This window comes from Dielma fastidiosa (genome assembly GCF_000313565.1).
GTDB classification, from domain to species: domain Bacteria; phylum Bacillota_I; class Bacilli_A; order Erysipelotrichales; family Erysipelotrichaceae; genus Dielma; species Dielma fastidiosa.
The window spans coordinates 2,210-4,316 of sequence record NZ_HE578938.1; the positions used below are offsets into that span (position 1 = coordinate 2,210).

A 2,107-nucleotide genomic window follows, 5' to 3' on the forward strand; every position below is an offset into this window, starting at 1 on the left:
CAATGCTGGTAAGATGGTTACGAACCAATCTGTAGATGGTTGCTGGATCAATTCTTACGGCGTTTACATGAGCCCTTCTTACAACGGTTAATTGTAAATCAATCTAATTACTTAATTGAGATGTACAGAGATGTGCATCTCATTTTCATGTGCTTACGTTTAAAAGAGGTGCTACTTTCCGTAACACCTCTTCTGGGGATTGGTAATTAAATTCTTTATTATTCTATTCTTCTTCGATTATTTAACCCATACTCCATATGAGTTGAATGTATAACCATTAACAGTCGTATTTGATACCATCTTACCGGCATCATCTACATAGTACCATTTTGTTCCTTGTGCATCACTAGCGATCCAAGAGTTACGTAACATTACGCCACCCTTTACATAATACCAGTCTGAACCTGATGCTACCCACTTAGTTACTGCATTTCCATTTTCATAGTATGTCCAGTCACCATTACCTTTGTTATTCCAGCCATTCACTGTTGAATCGATGGATCCAAATTGTTTACGGTATGCTTCCATTAATTCAGTTACTTTACGTGCTGCATCTCTTACAGTACGTGTCTGAGTTGTTGATAAGTTACCTGCTCCATCATTCTCTAAGAAATAAACAGCATCATCCATTTTAACAAGAACTTCTTTATCATTGACACTTAATGTAATTGCATCATACTTACTCAGATCTGCTAATGCTGCTAAACTGTCATTAACCTTAGTCATATGTGCATCTAAGATGTCCCAACCAAATTCACCAGTTTCTGAATCTTTTAATTCGATAAGATCAGCATTGAAGTCATTCAGTACTTTATTTAATTGTGTAGCTGTTACATAAGGTGATTTTGTTGATTTGTCTAAGTAACGATTAGCAAATGATTTTGCTTCCATTGTCCACACAGTATCAACAACATCCTCTTTGAATGCTTTCAAGATTTCAAAATCCGCAGTTTTCATACTATCAACAATTGCATCTGTATCTTTATTTGCATATTTAGATTTTACAGACTTAGTACCTTTTAACAAGTCAGCATAAGCGTCATTTGTTCTAGTGTTAATAGCAGCTGCAACATCATTGATAGCATCTGTCATTTCTTCATATTGAGCGATGATAGCTTCTACATCTGCTTCATTTTTGAAACGTTTGTAATCAGAAGTATCCTTAATATTAGCAATTTTTTCTTTCACTAAAGTCTTAGTGATTGCTGAACCATTCTTAGCTGTATAAATTGTATCTGTTACGAAATCTTCTAATGCTTTAGTTTCTTTATCGATATATCTAGAAAGTGCAGTTTGGTAAGCATCAGTTGATGACTCATAACCTAATTCTCTTTCTAAACCATAGATTGTATCATTTAAAAGATTAGCTTGTTCTGAAGTTAGGTTATCAGCATAGTCAGCATTGAAGTCAGTTAATTTATCTAAATCATCAGAAGTAGGATTAGTTTTAGCAATGATAGTAGCTAATGTACCATAAGTAGCGCTATAATCAGCACCTAACATAGCTTTGATATCTTTGACAGTATCATTCATTAACTTAGCTAAGTCTCTAGCTGAACCTGTGCAATTGTCAATTACATGTTCCCATGCACCACCAGTAGCAAATTCAGTAGAAATTTTATCAAACAAAGCTACTTTTTCAGTTGTGCCAGATGTTGCTGGAGTTTTTTCAATATTCTCTTTGACAATTTGATACATTACAATATTGTCTGCTGCCAAAGCAGCTAAGGAATCAGCTGTAGCCTCAGTATAAGTAGAACCAGCATTTGTACTAATGAACAATTTAGCACCAGCAGTAGTTTTCTTCACATCAATAGTTAATGACAAATTTTTAGCATCATCTAAATTACCAGCTGTAATAGTAAGACCAGTAGCAAGAACAGTAAGCTTATCTCCTTTATACTCAAAACCTTCATTTAATGCGTAGTATTGAGCAGATTGCGCTCCTGTAGTGATTTTTACTGTATCTTCAGAATTTTTAGTTTTGAAGCCTTCCTCTGTCAAACCTGAATCAGATAAGAAATTCAAAAAATCATTTAATTCACTTGTATAAGTTGAATTACATACACCACTTACATTTGTAGCAGCGAAAACTGGAGCAGCATTG

General features: G+C 34.4%; 1 pseudogene. It reads right to left on the reverse strand.

What is annotated here, in order from left to right:
- Positions 1-237: 237 nt before the first annotated feature.
- Positions 238-2,107: pseudogene (locus DAHG_RS21515) on the reverse strand (hypothetical protein); the annotation flags it as partial.